Source organism: Pseudomonas sp. WP18 (genome assembly GCF_036689585.1).
Taxonomy (GTDB): domain Bacteria; phylum Pseudomonadota; class Gammaproteobacteria; order Pseudomonadales; family Pseudomonadaceae; genus Aquipseudomonas; species Aquipseudomonas chlororaphis_E.
In genome coordinates, this window is sequence record NZ_CP144758.1 from 1,592,096 (window position 1) to 1,611,390 (window position 19,295).

6 protein-coding genes are annotated in these 19,295 nt (G+C 61.5%); 4 read left to right on the forward strand and 2 right to left on the reverse strand.

Annotated elements, in window-relative coordinates; genetic code table 11:
• Positions 1–137: 137 nt before the first annotated feature.
• Positions 138–1,004, forward strand: a complete 867-nt coding sequence (locus V5F23_RS07075; RefSeq protein ID WP_042731677.1) for a carboxylate/amino acid/amine transporter — start codon at positions 138–140, stop codon at positions 1,002–1,004.
• 111 nt (positions 1,005–1,115) lie between these two features.
• Here the strand turns inward: V5F23_RS07075 and V5F23_RS07080 are convergent, their stop codons facing one another.
• Positions 1,116–2,414 (reverse strand): mechanosensitive ion channel family protein, encoded by a 1,299-nt coding sequence (locus V5F23_RS07080; protein WP_042731678.1) that lies wholly within the window; start codon positions 2,412–2,414, stop codon positions 1,116–1,118.
• Between the two features lie 193 nt (positions 2,415–2,607).
• Between V5F23_RS07080 and V5F23_RS07085 the strand changes: the two genes are divergently transcribed.
• Positions 2,608–3,954, forward strand: a complete 1,347-nt coding sequence (locus V5F23_RS07085; protein ID WP_042731679.1) for a DEAD/DEAH box helicase — start codon at positions 2,608–2,610, stop codon at positions 3,952–3,954.
• Positions 3,955–4,199: 245 nt separating this feature from the next.
• Here the strand turns inward: V5F23_RS07085 and V5F23_RS07090 are convergent, their stop codons facing one another.
• Positions 4,200–4,472: a hypothetical protein gene (locus V5F23_RS07090; RefSeq protein WP_042732913.1), complete on the reverse strand. Its 273-nt coding sequence runs from the start codon at positions 4,470–4,472 to the stop codon at positions 4,200–4,202.
• A 216-nt stretch (positions 4,473–4,688) separates the two neighbouring features.
• Here V5F23_RS07090 and V5F23_RS07095 point away from each other — a divergent pair, with 216 nt between their 5' ends.
• The gene (locus V5F23_RS07095; RefSeq protein WP_053146339.1) at positions 4,689–6,395 is read left to right on the forward strand and encodes a ShlB/FhaC/HecB family hemolysin secretion/activation protein; all 1,707 of its coding nucleotides are present in this window, start codon (positions 4,689–4,691) and stop codon (positions 6,393–6,395) included.
• Between the two features lie 24 nt (positions 6,396–6,419).
• Positions 6,420–19,295 (forward strand): filamentous hemagglutinin N-terminal domain-containing protein, encoded by a 12,876-nt coding sequence (locus V5F23_RS07100; RefSeq protein ID WP_338497840.1) that lies wholly within the window; start codon positions 6,420–6,422, stop codon positions 19,293–19,295.

Below are 19,295 nucleotides of genomic sequence, written 5' to 3' on the forward strand. Positions count from 1 at the left end.
CTCCCACACGGAAGTGCGGTGCTTACGGATCTTGTGTGCGCTGGGCTGGATCTGTGAATGCACCGCCGCCATCGCCAGCAAACTCGCCCCCACCGCGTAAAACCGCTATCTTCGCCGCCATTCGAAACGAGGGGCTTATGGGCTATCTACTTTTTGTGACGCTGATCCAGGCGTTTTCCTTCAGCCTGATCGGCGAGTACCTGGCCGGGCACGTCGACAGCTATTTCGCGGTGCTAGTGCGGGTCGTGCTGGCAGGGCTGGTGTTCATTCCATTGACGCGCTGGCGCCAGGTCGAGCCGTCGTTCATGCGCGGCATGTTGCTGATCGGTGCCTTGCAGTTCGGCGTGACCTACGTCTGCCTGTACCTGAGCTTCCGGGTGTTGACGGTGCCAGAAGTGTTGCTCTTTACCATCCTGACCCCGCTGCACGTCACCCTGATCGAAGACGCACTGAACCGCCGCTTCAACCCATGGGCGTTGATCGCGGCGCTGGTGGCCGTGGCCGGTGCGGCGGTGATTCGCTATGACCGGATCAACCCGGATTTCTTCATGGGCTTTTTGCTCCTGCAACTGGCCAACTTCACCTACGCGGCCGGGCAGGTGCTGTACAAGCACCTGGTGGCCCGCCACCCCAGCGACCTGCCGCACTACCGGCGTTTCGGCTATTTCTACCTCGGTGCGCTGGCGGTGGCGTTGCCGGCGTTCCTGCTGTTCGGCAAGGCCGACTTCTGGCCCGAGGCACCGCTGCAATGGGGCGTGCTGCTGTTTCTCGGCCTGGTGTCCACCGCGCTGGGGCTGTACTGGTGGAACAAGGGCGCGTGCCTGGTCAACGGCGGCACGCTGGCGGTGATGAACAACCTGCATGTGCCGGTAGGGTTGCTGCTGAACCTGCTGATCTGGAACCAGCACGAAGCACTGGGCCGCTTGCTGCTGGGCGGGTCAGTGATATTGGCGGCGGTGTGGATCAGCCGGTTGGGGGTACGCCAGCCTCAGCCTTCACCCTGAACACTGTAGGAGCGAGCTAGCTCGCGATAGCCGATCATCAGTCAGCATCTATGTTTCTGACACACCGCTATCGCGAGCAAGCTCGCTCCCACAGGGGGGTGGTGGTTGGCTTTAGACCACCTGCTTCTGCGGCTCCGGCAGGTGGCTCGCCCCCAACACCGCCGGCAGCAGGCCTGAGCGCAGGTCCGTGCCGCTGGGCTGTTGGTACAGGTTCAGGCCGAACTCCGGCATCACCGCCAGCAGGTAATCGAAGATATCCCCCTGGATCCGCTCATAGTCGGCCCACACCGTGGTGCGGGTGAAACAGTAGATTTCCAGGGGGATGCCCTGGGCCGTGGTCTGCAACTGGCGGACCATGCAAGTCATGTTCGGCTGGATCTCGGCGTGGCTTTTCAGGTAGGCGAGGGCATAGGCGCGGAAGGTCCCCAGGTTGGTCATGCGTCGACGGTTCGCCGACATTGCCGCGACGTTGCCCTGGGCTTCGTTCCAGGCCTTGAGCTCAGCTTGCTTGCGGCTGATGTAATCCGTCAGCAGCCGCACCTGGGTCAGGCGCTGTTCTTCCTCGTCATGCAGAAAACGCACGCCGCTGGCGTCGATGAACAGGCTGCGCTTGATGCGTCGGCCGCCGGATTGCTGCATGCCACGCCAGTTCTTGAACGACTCGGACATCAGGCGCCAGGTCGGGATCGAGACGATGGTCTTGTCGAAGTTCTGCACCTTGACCGTGTGCAAAGTGATGTCCACCACGTCGCCGTCCGCCCCGACCTGGGGCATCTCGATCCAGTCGCCGACCCGCAACATGTCGTTGCTGGTCAACTGCACGCTGGCGACGAACGACAGCAAGGTGTCCTTGTAGACCAGCAGGATCACCGCCGACATCGCACCCAGGCCGGACAGCAGCAACAGCGGCGAGCGGTCGATCAGGGTGGCGACGATGATGATCGCGGCAAACACATACAGCACCATCTTGGTCAGTTGCACGTAGCCTTTGATCGAGCGGGTGCGCGCGTGCTCGGTGCGCGCGTAGACATCCAGCAGGGCACTGAGCAGCGCACTGAGGGCCAGCACCATGAATAGGATGGTGAAGGCCGTGGCGACATTGCCAAGGAACACCAGGCTGGCCTTGCTCAGTTCCGGCACCAGGTGCAGGCCGAACTGGATGATCAGCGACGGCGTTGTCTGCGCCAGGCGATGGAAGACCTTGTTCTGGCGCAGGTCATTGATCCAGTGCAGGGCCGGTTGGCGCCCCAGCAGCTTGGCGGCGTGCAGGATCAGGTAGCGCGCCACGCGCCCGAGCACCAGCGCAATCACCAGCAGCAACATCAGGCCGAGGCCGGAGTGCAGGAGTGGGTGCTGGTCTAGGGCACCCCAGAGGTCTTGAAGGTGGACCCAGAGTTGTTTGATATCCATGGACGAAACGGTTCTTCTCTATAAGACGCGACGGCGCGATTAGAGCATTTAAGCCGGCCCAGGTGACCGTTAGGGCGCGCGGAGGCCGGAAAAAATCGCATATTGTCGGCGTTTGCATAAAGAAACTCGGCCTTCGCGCTCGAAACCGTTACCCTATGCAGCTGTTTTTTTGCATTTCTTCGAGGTAGCACCCGTGTTTTCCGAATTCGCCCTGCACGAACGCCTGCTCAAAGCCGTGGCCGAGCTTAAATTTGTCGAGCCAACGCCCGTGCAGGCAGCGGCCATTCCGCTCGCGCTCCAAGGGCGTGACCTGCGGGTGACGGCGCAAACCGGCAGTGGCAAGACCGCTGCGTTCGTGCTGCCGATTCTCAACCGCCTGATCGGCCCGGCCAAGGTCCGCGTCAGCATCAAGACCCTGATCCTGCTGCCGACCCGTGAACTGGCCCAGCAGACCTTGAAGGAAGTGGAGCGCTTCTCGCAGTTCACCTTCATCAAGTCCGGCCTGATCACCGGCGGTGAAGACTTCAAGGTCCAGGCCGCCATGCTGCGCAAGGTGCCGGACATCCTGATCGGCACCCCAGGGCGGATGATCGAACAGTTGAACGCCGGCAACCTGGACCTCAAGGAGGTCGAAGTGCTGGTATTGGACGAAGCCGACCGCATGCTGGACATGGGCTTTGCCGAAGACGTGCAGCGCCTGGTGGACGAGTGCGCCAATCGCCAGCAGACCATGCTGTTCTCCGCCACCACCGGTGGTTCGGGCCTGCGCGAGATGGTCGCCAAGGTGCTGAACAACCCTGAGCACTTGCAGCTCAACGCGGTCAGCCAACTGAACTCCACGACCCGCCAGCAGATCATCACGGCGGACCACAACCAGCACAAAGAGCAGATCGTGAACTGGTTGCTGGCCAACGAAACCTACGAAAAGGCCATTGTGTTCACCAACACCCGCGCCATGGCCGACCGCATCTACGGTCGCCTGGTGGCGCAGGAATACAAGGCTTTCGTCCTGCACGGCGAGAAAGACCAGAAGGACCGCAAGCTGGCCATCGACCGCCTCAAGCAGGGCGGCGTGAAAATCCTCGTCGCCACCGACGTTGCCGCCCGCGGCCTGGACGTGGACGGCCTGGACATGGTCATCAACTTCGACATGCCTCGCAGCGGCGATGAATACGTGCACCGCATCGGCCGTACCGGCCGCGCCGGCAATGACGGCCTGGCGATCTCGCTGATCTGCCACGGCGACTGGAACCTGATGTCGAGCATCGAACGCTACCTCAAGCAGAGCTTCGAGCGCCGCACCATCAAGGAAGTCAAGGGCACCTACAGCGGACCGAAAAAGGTCAAGGCGTCGGGCAAGGCCGTTGGCGTGAAGAAGAAAAAGGTCGACGGCAAGGGCGACAAGAAGAAAGCCGCCGCCAAGTCCCCGACCAAGCGCAAGACCGCCAACCGCCCGAAAGCCGACGCGCCTTCGCTGGTCAGCAAGGACGGCATGGCCCCGCTCAAGCGTCGCAAGCCAGAGGCTCCGGCGGCGGAGTGAGGGGGCTGTAGCGTTGCAAAAAAAACCGGACCCTGAGTCCGGTTTTTTTTTTTGCCTGGCACAGGAACCGTGGCGAGGGAGCTTGCTCCCGCTGGGCTGCGCAGCGGCCCCATCAGGCTGCCTGTTCACCTGACTCAAGGGGTTGATCCCACGTTTGGGATGTTTCGCACGGGAGCATTCGCCTGCCGGCTCAGCGGGAGCAAGCTCCCTCGCCACAAAGACCTGTGGCACTCCGGTTGGGGCAATCAACCCGCCTTCTGCTGCGCCTCTTTCAACTCTTGCAAACGCTTGTCGATCAACTGGCACTTGTCCGGCAAATCCTTGCTGGCGGTCTTCAGATCCATGGCCTGCAGTTCATCGTTGATTTCCTTGGCCTTGGCCGGATTCTGCTGAGTGAGCCTGGTCACTTCCTGGGCCAGTTGCTCGCGTTTGGCGGTGGCTTCCTCGGGCGTGCAGGCCCAGGCGGGCAGGGCGCAGGCGAGGGTGGTGGCCAGGGTGAGTTTCAGGAAGGTTTTCATGGGGCGGGCCTCGTATTCCTTGTTGGGCGGGTAAGGGGTTGAGGCTGGTTTGGGCCTGAAAGTTCACCTTGAAAGAGTTCAATCCGACGTCACCGGGTTTCCGACCAACGTTCCATGAAACTTTCATTTTTCGGGCAGTGGTTAATTGACGCCAAAATGATGGCTCTCTAATATCGCGCCACTATTTTGATGTCATTTTTGCTCGAGGGATCGAACATGTCCTCACCCGCCCATTGGGCGAGGTTGTGCCTGGCTCTGCTGTGCCTTTCTCCGCTGACCGACGCCCGCGCCGCCCCGACACCCGGTGAAACCGACCTGATCCGTGAGCGCCAGAATCGCCTGCTCGAAGAGCAGCAGCGTCGCCTGGAGGAGCTCAAGGACTTGCCGGGCCAGGAAGCGAAGCCGGCCCAGCCGACGGCGCCGGTCGATGCCCGTTGTTTCCCCATCAAGACCATCGAACTCAAGGGCGCAGACAGTCTCTCCGCCAGTGAGCGCGAGCGTCTGCTCAAACCTTACATCGGCCAGTGCCTGGGGGTGACCCAGCTCAACGAGTTGCTCAAGGTCATCACCGACCGCTACATCGAAAAAGGCCTGGTCACCAGTCGTGCCTACCTGCCGCAGCAGGATCTGTCGGGCGGGCACTTGAGCGTGCTGGTGGTGGAAGGGCGGCTCGAAGGCCTTGAAGGCGCCGAGAACAGCCAACTGTCGGATCGTGAGCTGGCGATGGCGTTTCCCGGCAAGGCCGGCGACCTGGTCAACCTTCGAGAGATCGAACAGATGGTGGACCAGCTCAATCGCCTGCCGTCGAACCAGGCAAAAATGGAGCTGACCCCCGGCCAGAACGTTGGCGGCAGTGAAGTGCGCGTCACCAATGACCCGCGAAAGCCCTGGCGTGCCGGCCTGTCGCGCAGCAACGACGGCCAGCGCAGCACCGGTGAGCAACAGTGGGGCACTCGCTTTGAATGGGACAGCCCGCTGGGCCTGGCTGATCAACTGATGTTGCGCGGTGGTCACGACGCGATGACCGACCACCAGCACACCTCCAACAACGCCATGCTCTATTACAACCTGCCGTTTGGCTGGTGGAACGTCAGCTACACCTACAGCCAGAGCGAGTACCGCTCGCAGATCGCGGCGAACGGTTTCAACTTCAAGCAGACCGGCGACAGCCAGAACCACCAGTTGCGCGTTGAGCGAGTGATCCACCGCGATGCTCTGAGCAAGACCTCCCTGAACACTGGCCTGGCTTACCTGCGCAGCAATAACTTCATCGAAGACAGCAAGCTGGCGGTCAGCAGCAATCGCCTGAGCGAAGCACAGTTCGGCATCAACCATGGCCGGCGGGTCGGCAGCGCCTTCATCAACCTGGACCTGGGCATGCAGCAAGGCATTGGCGCGTTCGATGCCCAGGACAACAACAGCCCGGGCCCCGGCCAGGCCGATGCCCGCTACCGCAAGTACACCGCCACCGCCAGTTACCTGCTGCCCTTCAAGCTGTGGAACGAGTCGTTCAGTTTCAGCAGCCTGATGACCGGTCAGCGCAGCGAGGATGTGCTGTTCAGCCCGCAGCGCATAAGCCTGGGCGGGCAGTCGTCGATTCGCGGCTACAAGGATCAGTCGCTGTCCGGCGACAGCGGTGGCTACTGGCGCAACGACCTGCGTTGGAGCCGTCCGATCTCCCAGGCCTGGCTGCGCCCGGTCTTCGCCGAATACGGCGCCAGCCTTGGCTACGACCAGGGCGTGATCCGCGGTGACCGCTACAACGGCGATCAGCACGGGCGCATGTCGAGCAACTCGGCGGAGCTGTTTGCCCGCGGCGAGCACCTGACCGCCAGCGTCACCTTCGCCCATTCCCTGGAACGGCCGGATCCCCTGACCGAGCGCGAAGCGCCGATCTACTTCCGCCTGGACGTACTTCTTTAATTTTTGCTGCAAAGAGACTTGAACATGGACGCTCGCCAATACGCCTTCCTGGCCCGCCAACCTTCTGCTGCCCTGCAAACCCGCGAACGGTTCTGCGGCATGCCCAAGCGCGGCCTGGCGTTCCTGTTGGCCAACGTCATGTTCTGGCAACCGATGTGGGCCCAGGCCGACGGGATTGCCGTCAGTGCGGCGGGCACCGGCCTGGACCGGGCCGGCAATGGCGTGCCCATCGTCAACATCGCCCGGCCCAACGGCAACGGCCTGTCGCACAACCAGTTCACGGACTACAACGTCGGCAGCAACGGCGTGATCCTCAACAACGCCACCGCCCGCACCCAGGCCACGCAACTGGGCGGGATCATCCTCGGCAACCCGAACCTGAGCGGCACCGCGGCCACGACCATCCTCAACGAAGTCAACGGCGGCAACCCCAGCCAACTGCGCGGCTACACCGAAGTGGCGGGGCAGTCGGCCCGCGTCATCGTCGCCAACCCCTACGGCATCACCTGTAACGGCTGTGGGTTCATCAACAGCCCGCAAGTGACCTTGAGCACCGGTAAACCGGTGGTGGAAAACGGTCGGCTGGACCGCTACCAAGTGGACCAGGGCAGCGTCACCGTCGAAGGCGCCGGTCTCAACGCCACCAACGTCGACCGCTTCGAAATCATCACCCGCAGCGCCAGGATCAACGCCGAGATCCAGGCAAAAAACCTGACGATTGTTGCCGGTCGCAACGACGTCAACGCCGACACCCTCAACGCCACCGCCCGCGCCGACGACGGCAGCGCCAAGCCGCAACTGGCCATCGACTCCTCGGCCCTGGGCGGGATGTACGCCGGAGCCATCAAGCTGGTGGGCACCGAGGCCGGCGTCGGTGTGAAGCTGGACGGCAAACTGATCGCCAGCGGCGGCGACATCCAGCTCGATGCCAACGGCCAGTTGAGCCTGGCCGAGACCTCCGCCACGGGCGCGGTCAACGTCAAGGCGGCCAGCGCCACCGTGCAAGGCGCGGTCTATGCCGGCACCGCACTGAATGTGCAGACCCAAGGCAACCTGAGCAACCAGCAAACCCTCGCGGCGCGAGACAGCATCACCCTGAACGCGGGCGGGCAGTTGACCAACAGCGGCATTATCGAGGCCGGGGTCAATGCGGATAACACGCGTAATGCGGCGGGGGATGTGAGCCTGACGGCGCAGAGTCTGAGTAACGAGGGTAAGAGCGTTGTTGCCAGTCGTAATCTCACAGCCAACGTGACGCAGACGCTGAGTAACCAAGGCGGAACGCTGAGCGGTGGGCAGACCACCACGGTCAACGCCGCGACCCTGGACAACCAAAACCAAGGTCGGGTGCTGAGCAACAATACCCTGAACATCACCGCCAACACACTGCTCAACACCCAGGGCACGGTCAGCAGCAACGGCAACCTGACGGCCAATGTCGGGCAGTTGAATAACACCCGTGGCGAATTTACCGGCCTGAGCGGCGTCACGTTGCGCGTTGCTTCGCTGGACAACGTCGCGGGTCTGGTCGCGGCGGGGCAAGGGTTGGATATCAATGCCAGCGGCCAGGTGAACAACCGCAGTGGTCGGCTCACTTCAAGCAAGAGCGTCCAGCTCGGTGCTGCGTCGATGGATAACACGGCGGGCCGTTTGCTCAGTGACGGCGCGCTCACCGCCAGCCTTTCGGCGCAACTGCTGAATCAGGCGGGATTGCTATCGTCGGCTGGACTGCTGACGCTCAATGCGGCGAGCCTGGACAACCGCCAGAATGGCGTTGTCACCACTATCCAGGCCGCCGGCCTCAATGTAGGCAAGGTGGATAACCGCGGCGGTGAGCTGTCGAGTCAGGGCGCCCTGACGCTGACCGGCACCGAGCTGGATAATGGCAACAGCGGCAAACTGATTGCCTACGGCGACCTGCGCCTGACCCTGGAACGCCTGAGCAACCAGAGCCAGGGCGTGATCTCCAGCCGAAGCGCCTTGGCAGTCAACGCCGGGCAACTGGACAACCGCCAGGGTTCGCTTTACGCCCGGCAAGGGATGAACCTGGACCTGAGCGGGCAACTGCTCAATGCCCAAGGCGGCATCAAAGGCGATACCACCGCCAACGTCAAAGCCGCCGGGATCACTAACGATGCGGGCCAACTGACCAGCGTCGGTGCGTTGAACATCGACAGCGCCGCGACCTTGAGCAACCTGGGCGGTAGCGTGATCAGCGGCGACACGCTGCTGTTGAAGGCCGGCCAGGTGAACAACGCCACCGGTCGCATTGCCAGCGCCAAGGCCCTGAATGCCAGCGTCACCGGGCTGGCGCAACAGAATGGCCAACTGGTCAGCAACACCAGTCTCTCTCTTGACCTTAACCATGGGCAGTTGAGCAACCAGGGCGGGCTGATCAGTACTCCCGGCGCGCTGCTGCTGAACAACCTCGCCGCTGTGGATAACCGTGGCGGTGAGATCTCCAGCGACAAGGCCTTCAGCCTGGACGCCAGTGCGTTGGACAACAGTGCTGGCAAGGTCGTCAGCAAGCAGGGCCTCAACCTGACTATTGCCCAGGCGTTGAACAACGCCCAAGGACGGATCTCGGCCAATGGCCTTGCCGTGCGCGCAGCCAGCCTGGACAACAGCAGCGGCACCTTGAGCAGCGACGCCGACCTGAGCGTGAACCTCGACGCCGCGCTGACTAACCTGGCGGGGGAAGTGTCCAGTGCCGGGCTGACCCGACTCAACGCAATGACCCTGAACAACCGCAACGGCCAGGTGCTGGGCGATAACGCCCTGGAGATCACCCTGGGTGGTGCGCTGGACAACCGTGAGGGCGTGCTCGGTTCGGGCAAGCGGGTGGACATCCAGGCCGCCAGCCTGAACAACAGCGGCGGCGGGCAGATAATCAGCGACGACAGCCTGCGCGCCCGCATCAGCGGCCTGCTGGACAACCAGAGCCAGGGCGAAGTGATTGCCAAAGGCGCACTGGACCTGCAAACCGGCAGCCTCGACAACCGTAGCGGACGCCTCACCGGCAAGGATCTGCTGACCTTGCGCAGCGATTCGCTCGACAACCGTGGCGGCAACGTCCGTGCTGACAAAGCGCTGCAACTGACAGTCGCGCAACTGGACAATCGCAACAACGGCGTCATCACCGGCAAGGCCCAGGTCACCGTCGAAAGCACGCGGCTGGACAACAGCGGTGGCCTACTGAGCAGCGTCGGCCCGCTGAACTTGAAGGCCGATGAAGTACAGAACGGTCTTGGCCGAATCTCCAGCCAAACCGACCTCACCGCCGTGATCGATACCTTGCAACAGCAGGGCGGTGCGCTGGTCGCCCAAGGCAACCTGAGCCTGACCGGCAGCGTTCTGGATAACCGCAACGGTGGCTTGGTCGGCACTACAAAAGCGCTGGATCTGCAGGTGGGGCAGATCGATAACCGCGCGGGCGAACTGTCCGCGGGGCTGGGCGTCAAGGTCGGCGCTCAACGGCTGGACAACAGCGACGGCGGCAAACTGATTGCCGGCAACGCTCTTGAATTGAAAGTCGCGCAACTGATCAACCAGACCAAGGGCCTGATCCACGCCCAAGGCGGCCTCACGCTCACCGGCGGCACCCTGGACAACAGCGCAGGCTCCCTCAGCAGCCTTGAGGCGTTGGTGATCACCCTCGACAACGCACTGCTCAATAACAAAGGCCTGATCAGCAGCGAAGATGCACTGACCGTCAACGCCGGCAGCCTCGACAACACTGCCGGCAGCCTGGGCAGCGCCGGTGCGTTGTCGCTTGTCAGTACGGGCGGTTTGATCAACCAGGGCGGCTCCATCAGCACCGATGCCGCGCTGACGCTCAACAGCGCCAGCCTGGACAATAGCCAGAAAGGCCTGGTCTCGGGCAGCGCCGCCACTGAAGTGCGCACTGGCGCTTTCAATAACAGCCAGGGCGGGCGCCTGACCTCGGGCAATACCCTCACGCTCACCGCCACTCAGGTGAACAACGCCGCTGGCCGTATCGCCAGCAGCCAGGCCCTGAGTGCATCGGTCACTGGCCTGGATCAACAGCAAGGCGAGTTGTTCAGCAACACCCGCGTCAGCCTGGACATGAACCAAGGCCAACTGAACAACCAGGGCGGCCTGATCAACGCCCCGGGTCTGTTGCTGCTCAGCAACCTCAAGGACGTCAACAACCAGGGCGGTGAAATTTCCAGCCGGCTGGCGTTCACCCTGGCGGCGCGCAACCTCGATAACAGCGGCGGCAAATTGCTCAGCAACCAAGGCCTGATGCTTCGAACAGTGCAGGCGCTGAACAACGCCAAAGGGATTATCTCGGCCGCGTCCGTGGACAGCCACAGCGCCAGCCTGGATAACCGTGATGGCCTGATCAGCAGCCTCGATCAACTCGATTTGACTGTCGATACGTTGCTCGACAACCAGCGCGGTTCGCTGATCGCCGACGGCGCGCTGGTATTGAACGCTGATCGCCTGGACAACCGCACCGCCAGCATCGCCGGCAAAGCCGGGCTCGACGTCACCGTCACCGCCCTGGACAACCGTCAAGGCACGCTGGTCAGCACCACGGACCTGACCTTGAAGGCATCCAGCCTGGACAACCGTCAGGCCGGTTTGATCGGCGCAACAAAAGCGCTGGATCTCAAGGTTGACGATCTCGACAACCGTGGCGGCGAGCTGAGCGGCAACACGGGTGTCACCCTGGTGAGCAAAAACCTCGACAACAGCGACAGCGGCCAGTTATTCGCCGGGCAGACGCTGAAGCTCACCGTGGACAAACTGATCAACCGCAACAAGGGCCTGCTCAGTGCCAAGACACAGTTGAACCTCGATGGCGCTTCGCTGGACAACAGCGGCGGCTATCTGATCAGCCAGCAAAACCAGCGCATCGAGCTCAGTGGCGACCTGATCAACACTCAAGGTCAACTCAGCAGCGAAGGTACCCTGGACGTCAGCGCCGCCAACCTGAGCAACACCGGCGGCAGCCTGTCCAGTGCGGCCAATCTCACGGTTAAAAGCCTGGGCCGCCTCGACAACCAGGGCGGCGAACTGGTGACCGACGGCGCGTTGCTCCTCACCAGCACGGCGCTGGACAACCGTCAGCAGGGCAGCATCAGCGGCAAAGGTGCGGTGAACGTCACCACCGGCGCGTTCGACAACAGCCAGAACGGACGCCTCAACAGCGGCAGCACCCTGAGCCTCAACGCGGCCCAGGTCACCAACCAGGACGGCGGCCGTATCGGCAGCCAAGGCGCGCTGACGGCTTCGGTGTCCGGCCTGGATCAACAGGGTGGCCAGCTGTTCAGCAACACCTCGCTGAGCCTGGACCTGAACAACGGCCAGCTCAACAACCAGAACGGCCTGATCAACGCCCCCGGCACGCTGCTGCTGAAAAACCTGCTCGGCGTGAACAACCAGGGCGGCGAAATTTCCAGCGCCCAAGCCTTCACCCTGGCGGCGCAAAGCCTCAACAACGACGGCGGCCGGTTGCTCAGCAACCAGGGCCTGACCCTGCGCATCGCCCAGGCGCTGAACAACGTCAAGGGCCTGATCGGCGCGACAACCGTCGATGCCCACGCCCAAAGCCTGAACAACAATGGCGGCACACTCACCAGTCGCAGCAACCTCGTTCTGGCGATCGATCAACAACTGGATAACCAGGCCCAAGGCCTCATCAGCGCCGCGCAATTGCTCACGCTCAACAGCGGCAATCTGAACAACCAGGGCGGCAGCGTGTTGGCCAGCGGTGCCTTGCTCCTCAACGCCATGGCGCTTAACAACAGCGCCAACGGCCTGATCAATGCCCAGGGTGATCTCACGCTGACTGCCAACGCGCTGGACTCCAGCGACGGTGGCGAAGTGTCGGCCAAGGGCGATATGCACCTGACCCTCGCGGCGTTGACCCAAGACGGTGGGCGTCTGTTGGGCGAACAAGCCATGGCGCTGAACCTGGGCGGCCATGACCTGAACAACCGCAATGGCCTGATCACCGCTAAAGGTCCGCTGACCCTCAACGGCCTGCGCAACCTGAACAACCAGAGCGGCGAAATTTCCAGTAGCCAGAGCTTCACGCTCAGCGGCCAGACACTCGATAACAGCGGCGGCAAACTGATCAGCAGCCAGAGCCTGAGCCTCGACGGCGATAGCTTGGTCAACCAGAGCGGCTTGATCTCTGGATGGCAAGACTTGCAGGTCAATGGCAGCAGCCTGGACAACCGCAACAACGGCACGCTCTCCAGCCGCAACGGGGACGTCGGCGTCACCCTCAGCGCAGCGCTGCTCAACGGCGCTGCCGGTGCGCTGGTCAGCCAGAAAAAACTCACGGTCAGCGCCGCCAGCCTGGATAACCGGGGCGGGATTCTTTCCAGCGGTGCCGACCAGACCCTGACCGTCACGGGCGGTTTGCTGAACAACGCCCAAGGCGGCCTGATCGACAGCGGCGCAACCCTGGTCATGAACGCCATGACGCTGGGCAACGCCAACGGCACCCTCAATGCACAGAACGCTCTGAGCTTCACCGGCACCAGCCTGGACAACAGCGGTGGCAACCTGATCGGCAACGCCGCTGTCACCCTGGACCTGCTCGGCGCCCTGACCAACACCAACGGCAAGCTCGCCAGCGTCGGCCCCCTGCGGGTCGAGCGCGCCACGCAAATCAACAACCAGGGCGGCCAGATCGCCAGCCAAGGCCTGTTGACCTTGCTCACCGGTGGCCTGGACAACCGCAATCGCGGCACCGTCGCGGCTAATGATCAATTGATCCTCAACACGACCGGCACGGTACAGAACGACGCCGACGGTCTGATCTACAGCCAGAACAGCGACGTGCAGATCGACGCGGCCAGCCTCGGCAACGGTAAGGGTGTCGTGCAAAGCCAGGGCGCGCTGACGCTCACCGTGACCGGCGACATCGACAACCAGAGCGGCCGCCTCCAAGCCAAGGCCGGTGACGTGGCGGTCGTCGGGCGCAACCTGGACAACCGCGGCGGCGTGCTCGCCAGCCTGCAAGGCCTGCTCACCACCCAACTGAGCGGCGTGCTGAAAAACGGCTACGACCTGAACAACAACCGCCAGGGCGGCATCACCCAGGCCCAGCGCCTGAACCTGATCGCCCTCGGCGGCCTCGACAACTACGGCGGGCGCATCTCCGCGCAAACCGGCGACGCCACCGTCACCACCCGCAACTTCGACAACCGCAACGGCGGCCTCTACGCCAAAGGCAAGGTCAACGTCACCGGCAACGATTTCGATAACAGCGGCGACAACGACGGCCAGATCGCCGGCAGCCAGATCGACCTGAACCTCACCGGCGCGCTGAACAACCGCCTGGGCATCATCGAGAGCGACAGCACCCTGGCAATCAAAGCGGCGAGCCTCGATAACCAGACCGGGCAGTTGCGGGCATTGGGCGGGAGCGGTACGACCAACTTCCAGATTGGTGGGCTGTTCGATAACCGTAACGGCACGCTGGAAACCGCCAACAACGGCCTGATCCTCAACGCCGCCAACTTCCAGAACCTGGGCGGCAGCTTGTTGCATGTTGGCAGCGGCGACTTTGACATCTCCACCGCCAACCTCACCAACGCCGGCGGCAGCCTCGTCACCCGCGGCGGCTTGACGCTGACCGCAGACAGCTGGACCAACAGCAGCGTGATCCAGGCCGGGCGACTGACCGTCAATGTGAACAACCTGACGCAGACCGGGACGGGGCAGTTGCTGGCTTCTACCCGTTTGGTGGGGAGTGGGGGAAATTGGAGCAATGATGGGCTGATTGCCAGTGATGGTTCGATCAACCTTACCTTGGGGGGGAGCTATGTTGGCAACGGGCGGATGTCGAGTCTCGGTGGGATTGACCTGACCGCGGCCCAACTGAGTCTGGGCGCGGCCTCCAGCATCGCCGGTGGTGGTGACTCGACAGTGACCATCGGCGGACAACTGAGCAACGCCGGGCGTCTCACCTCCAGTGCCAACCTGACCGTCCAGGCCGGAAACCTCATCAACGCCGGGACCCTGGGTTCGGCCCGCAACCTCGTGTTGAAAACCCCTTCGCTGCTTAATGACCGTGGGTTGGTATTCAGCGGTGCGGATATGACGCTGGGGGTGAGTAACTTCACCAACCAGAGCGGTGATCTTTACGGGTTGGGGAATGTGTTGATAGGGGGTTATGGCGCCGCCGCGCGAGCCGCCAGCGTAAACAACGTCTCCGGTTCGATGGAGAGCGGCGGCACATTCACGATCAACGCCGATGGGTTCCAGAACCGTACCGAGGGTGCGGTGGCGTCTGGTGGGCGCAAGCTGATTTCGGGGTTTATCGCCAATATATGTAATGACTGCAAAGGGGACTACTACACCTTCACACTGGCGGCCCGTGAGGTCTTCGAAAGTGTTGACAACGACACCAGTGCCTCGTCATTGCTGACGGCCGGCAAGGATTTCGTGTTCCAAGGCAGCAGCTTTCTCAACAGTAAAAGTACGGTGAGCGCCGGCGGCAATATCAACATCGTGGCCGACAACGTGCAGAACATCGGTGCGCAGAACGGAACCATCGAGCGCACCCGCATGTATCAAGTCGCAGGTATGAGCGACGGCGGTACTGGACGGTTTTTCGCCAACGTCCTGACTCCTTACAACCAGCGCAATAACCCTGATTTCCCGTATGTCTATTACCTTGATCTGGACGGGAATATTCACAAGGCCATCCCCAAATCGACTCGCTACAGGGAAGGGGGGCGAGACGGTGAATCGTTTTCCGTGGTGAGTCTTACAGATGCCGATACAGGGGGCACGGTCAAAACACGTGGAGACTACAACCTCGTACTGCCCGGGCTGGCCTACGGTTTCGAGAACACCACGCAATCCCAGTACGATCCGAACAACCTGCTTCAGATGCCAAACCTGGATCAGTACAACCTTCTAAGTGACATCGAAATCGCCAAAGACAGTTCCGGCACCGCCAGTACAGTCGGCAGCCGTAACGCCGTCATCCAGGCCGGCGGTAACGTCTCGATCACCGCCACCAAAGACCTGCAGAACAGTGTCATCCATGAGGACTACACCGCCAGCGGCGGTACCAACAAAGTCGCGAATACCCAGGCAAGCGGAACCGGCACCACCATCGTCAGGATCAACAATCAGCTGCCACCTGATCGCGCCCAGCAGCAGGTGAACCCACTGAGCCTTCCTGGCTTCGCCTTGCCAACCGGTCAAAACGGTCTGTTCCGCCTGAGCGGCCAAGGTGGTTCGGCTCAACAGGCCACTCAGGCCAACTCCGGCTCGCCAAACTGGAGCATGGGCAGCGCCTCGATCAGCACCAGCCAGCGCCAACAAGACCTGCCGGATACTCAAGCCCGTGCTGTCCAGGTAGGTGCGATCGCGGCGGTGGGTGCCAGTGATCGGCAACTGTCCCTGATCGCTCGTCAAGCCAACGACAGCGACGTGAGCGCCAGTACGCTCAACGTCAGTGCGCCTGCACAAGACAGCCACTCGCTGCCGATGCCAAGTCGCAACAGCAGCAGCGCCGGGACTCAAGTGGCCGCGGTGAATGTCACAGGCACCAACCTGCTCCCAACGGCCCAGGTCGTCCCCCAGGTGGGCAATGTGGTTGATACGCCAGCCGCCAGCCAGACGGTCGCGCGCGTTCAAGGTATACCAGAGACCTCCTTCAAGCCTAACCCGCAAAAGTACCTGATCGAGACCAACCCGGTACTCACCGACCTCAAGTCGTTCATGAGCTCGGACTACCTGCTGCAAAACCTTGGCTACGACCCGGACCAAAGCGCCAAACGCCTGGGCGACGGCCTCTACGAACAGCGCTTGATCCAACAAGCGGTCGTCGCCCGTACCGGCCAGCGCTTCATCGACGGCCAGACCAGCGACGAAGGCCTGTTCAAATACCTGATGAACAACGCCATCGCCAGCAAGCAGGAGCTCGGCCTGTCGGTGGGCGTGACGCTGACTTCAGAGCAAGTTGCTGCGCTGACCCACGACATCGTCTGGCTCGAAGAGCACGAAGTGAATGGCGAAAAAGTCTTGGTACCGGTGTTGTACCTGGCGCAGACCGAAGGCCGCCTCGGGCCTACCGGTGCGCTGATCGCCGGTAATGACGTGACGCTGATCGCCGGCCAAAACCTCGACAACGTCGGCACCCTGCGCGCTTCCAATAATCTTTCGGCGACCGCTGGCAAAGACCTCGTCAACAGTGGCTTGATCGAGGCCGGTAATCGCCTGGACGTGTTGGCGGTCAACAACATCGCCAACCAGGCCGGTGGGATCCTCGCCGGGCGTGACGTCAGCATCAAGGCGGTGATGGGGGACGTCGTCAACGAGCGTACCGTTACCACCGCAAACGACAGTCGGCGACAGGACTTCATGGACAGCGCCGCCCGTATCGAGGCTGCCAATGACCTGGACATGGGTGCCGGACGCGATTTCAAGAGCGTCGGTAGCGTCATGGTCAGTGGTCGTGACACCACGATCGATGCCGGTCGGGACGCGATCATTGCCTCAGCCCAACAGGAAAGTGCCAGCAACAACGGCGTTCGCAAAAGCGCGGTGACGCAATTCGGCTCCAGCGCCCAAGCAGGTCGCGACCTGACCGTGAACGCTGGTCGGGATTTCACTGCCATCGCCAGCCAACTCGGGGCCGAGCGCAACGTCGCATTGACCGCCGGGGAGAATATGACCATCTCCTCCGCAACTGACGAAACCCACTCTTATTCCAAAACGAAAAAAGTCACCACCCAGGAAGATCACGTCAAACAGATTGGAAGCGCCATCAGCGCTGGCGGTGACGTGACGATGGGGGCCGGAAAAGACATGGCCATCATCTCCAGCCGCATCAGTGCCGGGGATGAGGCTTACCTGGTGGCGGGCGAAAACCTCGACGTCTTGGCGGCGCAGGACAGTGACTACTCGCTGTACGACAAAAAGAAAAAGGGCAGTTGGGGGAAAAAGCAGACCAAGCATGACGAGGTGACCAAGGTCACGAACGTGGGGAGTGAAATCACCACCGGAGGCGATTTGACGTTGGTCAGTGGGGATGACCAGCGGTATCAGGCTGCGAAGTTGAACAGTGGGGCTGACCTGACTGTGCAGAGTGGAGGGACGATTACTTTTGAGGGGGTGAAGGATCTAGTCCAGGAGACGCATACCAAAAGCAATGGCGATGCGTTCTGGACCTCATCGAAAGGAAAGGGCAACACCGACGAAACCCTGCGCCAGACCCAGCTGGTGGCCGCCGGCAGCATCATGATCAAGGCGGTCGATGGCCTTCATATCGATGTCACGCAGGTCAATAAGGAAACGGTTAGCCAATCCATCGATGCGATGGTCAAGGCTGATCCGAAACTGGCTTGGTTGAAAGAGGCCGAAGCGCGGGGGGATGTGGATTGGCGGCAAGTGAAGGAGATTCATGAGTCGTTCAAGTACAGCAACTCCGGGTTGGGGCCTGCTTCGCAGTTGATCATCGCGATCATGATGTCCGTAGTCATGGGCCCGGCAGGTCTGGGCGTAGTAAGTGCAGGCGCTGGTGGGGCTATCGCCACCAGTCTGGCGACTACGGCGGTGACCAGCACCATTAACAACAAGGGCGACCTTGGGGCTGCGTTTAAGGAAACGTTTAGTGCGGATAGTCTGAAAGGGGCTGCCATTGCGGGGGTCACCGCCGGCGTACTTAATTACGCAGACGCCAATTGGTTCTCCGCCGCATCGCAAGGTCCAAAAGCCGCCAACCTACTCACCAGCACCAACTTCACCGATGTTGCTATCCGGACGGGTGGCCGCGCGGTGCTCTCCAGTGGCATCTCGACTGCCATTGGTGGAGGCAGTTTTGGTGACAACCTTGGTGCGGCTTTGGCGGGAGAGGCTGGTAGTGTGGCGATGGCCACGGGGTTTAACTGGGTTGGTGATACCGTTAAGTTTCCAGATGGCGGCCTTCAGAAAATTGTTGCACACGCGATCATGGGAGGGCTGCTGGCTGAACTGACGGGGAGTGATTTCAAGACAGGTGCGGTCGCTGCTGGCTTGAATGAAGCGCTGATTCCCGGCCTGACCACACTTGCGAATGGAAACGAAGAACTGCAGGTGGCGCTGTCGCAACTGACGGGGTTGTTAGCAGCGGCTGCGGTCGGAGGCGATCTGGATACAGCCTCTAAGATCGCCCAGAACGCGACTACCTATAACTATCTGTTTCATGCGGAATTGGTTGAAAAAGAACAAAAGCTGAATGCCTGCACGTCACCAGCCGAGTGCCAGTCCATCCGGGACTACTACAACAACCTTGACGCTGCCCGGAACAAGGAATTTGGTCAGTTCTGTCGACAAAACCCAACGGGCTGCGGGACGATCACGCAGCAGTTGGTGGCTGAAATTCCTGAAAATGAAAAATTGCTTGAGGCGGTCAGGGTTTCCGGCAGCAAAACCAGTTTTGCAGATTCAATACAACTTTGGTTGTCTGCACAGAATAACCAGCAGGCCATCAATACCAGCATTGTAGAGAAGTCCCGGTCTGAAAATGGGCAGGTAGTAGGGCTGTTGACGGACGTTGCTTTGGGGGCGCTGTATCCGGACCTGTTCGCATCGACTGCTGGGGGGAAGGGTGGTACAACTGGAATTAAGATCGGGGTTGTAGGGAACGATGGTGCAAAGGAAATAGGGACGATTACCACAAGAACAACAAAAAATACCACTCGATTAGGAGGGGAAGCCGGTGAGCCGGCGATTAAAATTACCTATAAAGATGGTACGGAATTCGATATGACCAGGACTCGAGTTAAAGAAACAGAGCTCAATCCTTACGTGCCGGGGGCGACACGGCCGATTAGATATGAGGATGCGTTAGATAATAAGGGAATTAAAAGAGCACCTACTCAGAAAGAGTTGGACTGGTTTAACAGTATTAAGTGGTAA

Bases quoted from the DNA above. Each gene is read 5' to 3' on its own strand.
- V5F23_RS07095 (WP_053146339.1), top strand. From the start codon at position 4,689: ATGTCCTCACCCGCCCATTGGGCGAGGTTGTGCCTGGCTCTGCTGTGC.
- V5F23_RS07100 (WP_338497840.1), top strand. From the start codon at position 6,420: ATGGACGCTCGCCAATACGCCTTCCTGGCCCGCCAACCTTCTGCTGCC.
- V5F23_RS07080 (WP_042731678.1), bottom strand. From the start codon at position 2,414: ATGGATATCAAACAACTCTGGGTCCACCTTCAAGACCTCTGGGGTGCC.
- V5F23_RS07075 (WP_042731677.1), top strand. From the start codon at position 138: ATGGGCTATCTACTTTTTGTGACGCTGATCCAGGCGTTTTCCTTCAGC.
- V5F23_RS07090 (WP_042732913.1), bottom strand. From the start codon at position 4,472: ATGAAAACCTTCCTGAAACTCACCCTGGCCACCACCCTCGCCTGCGCC.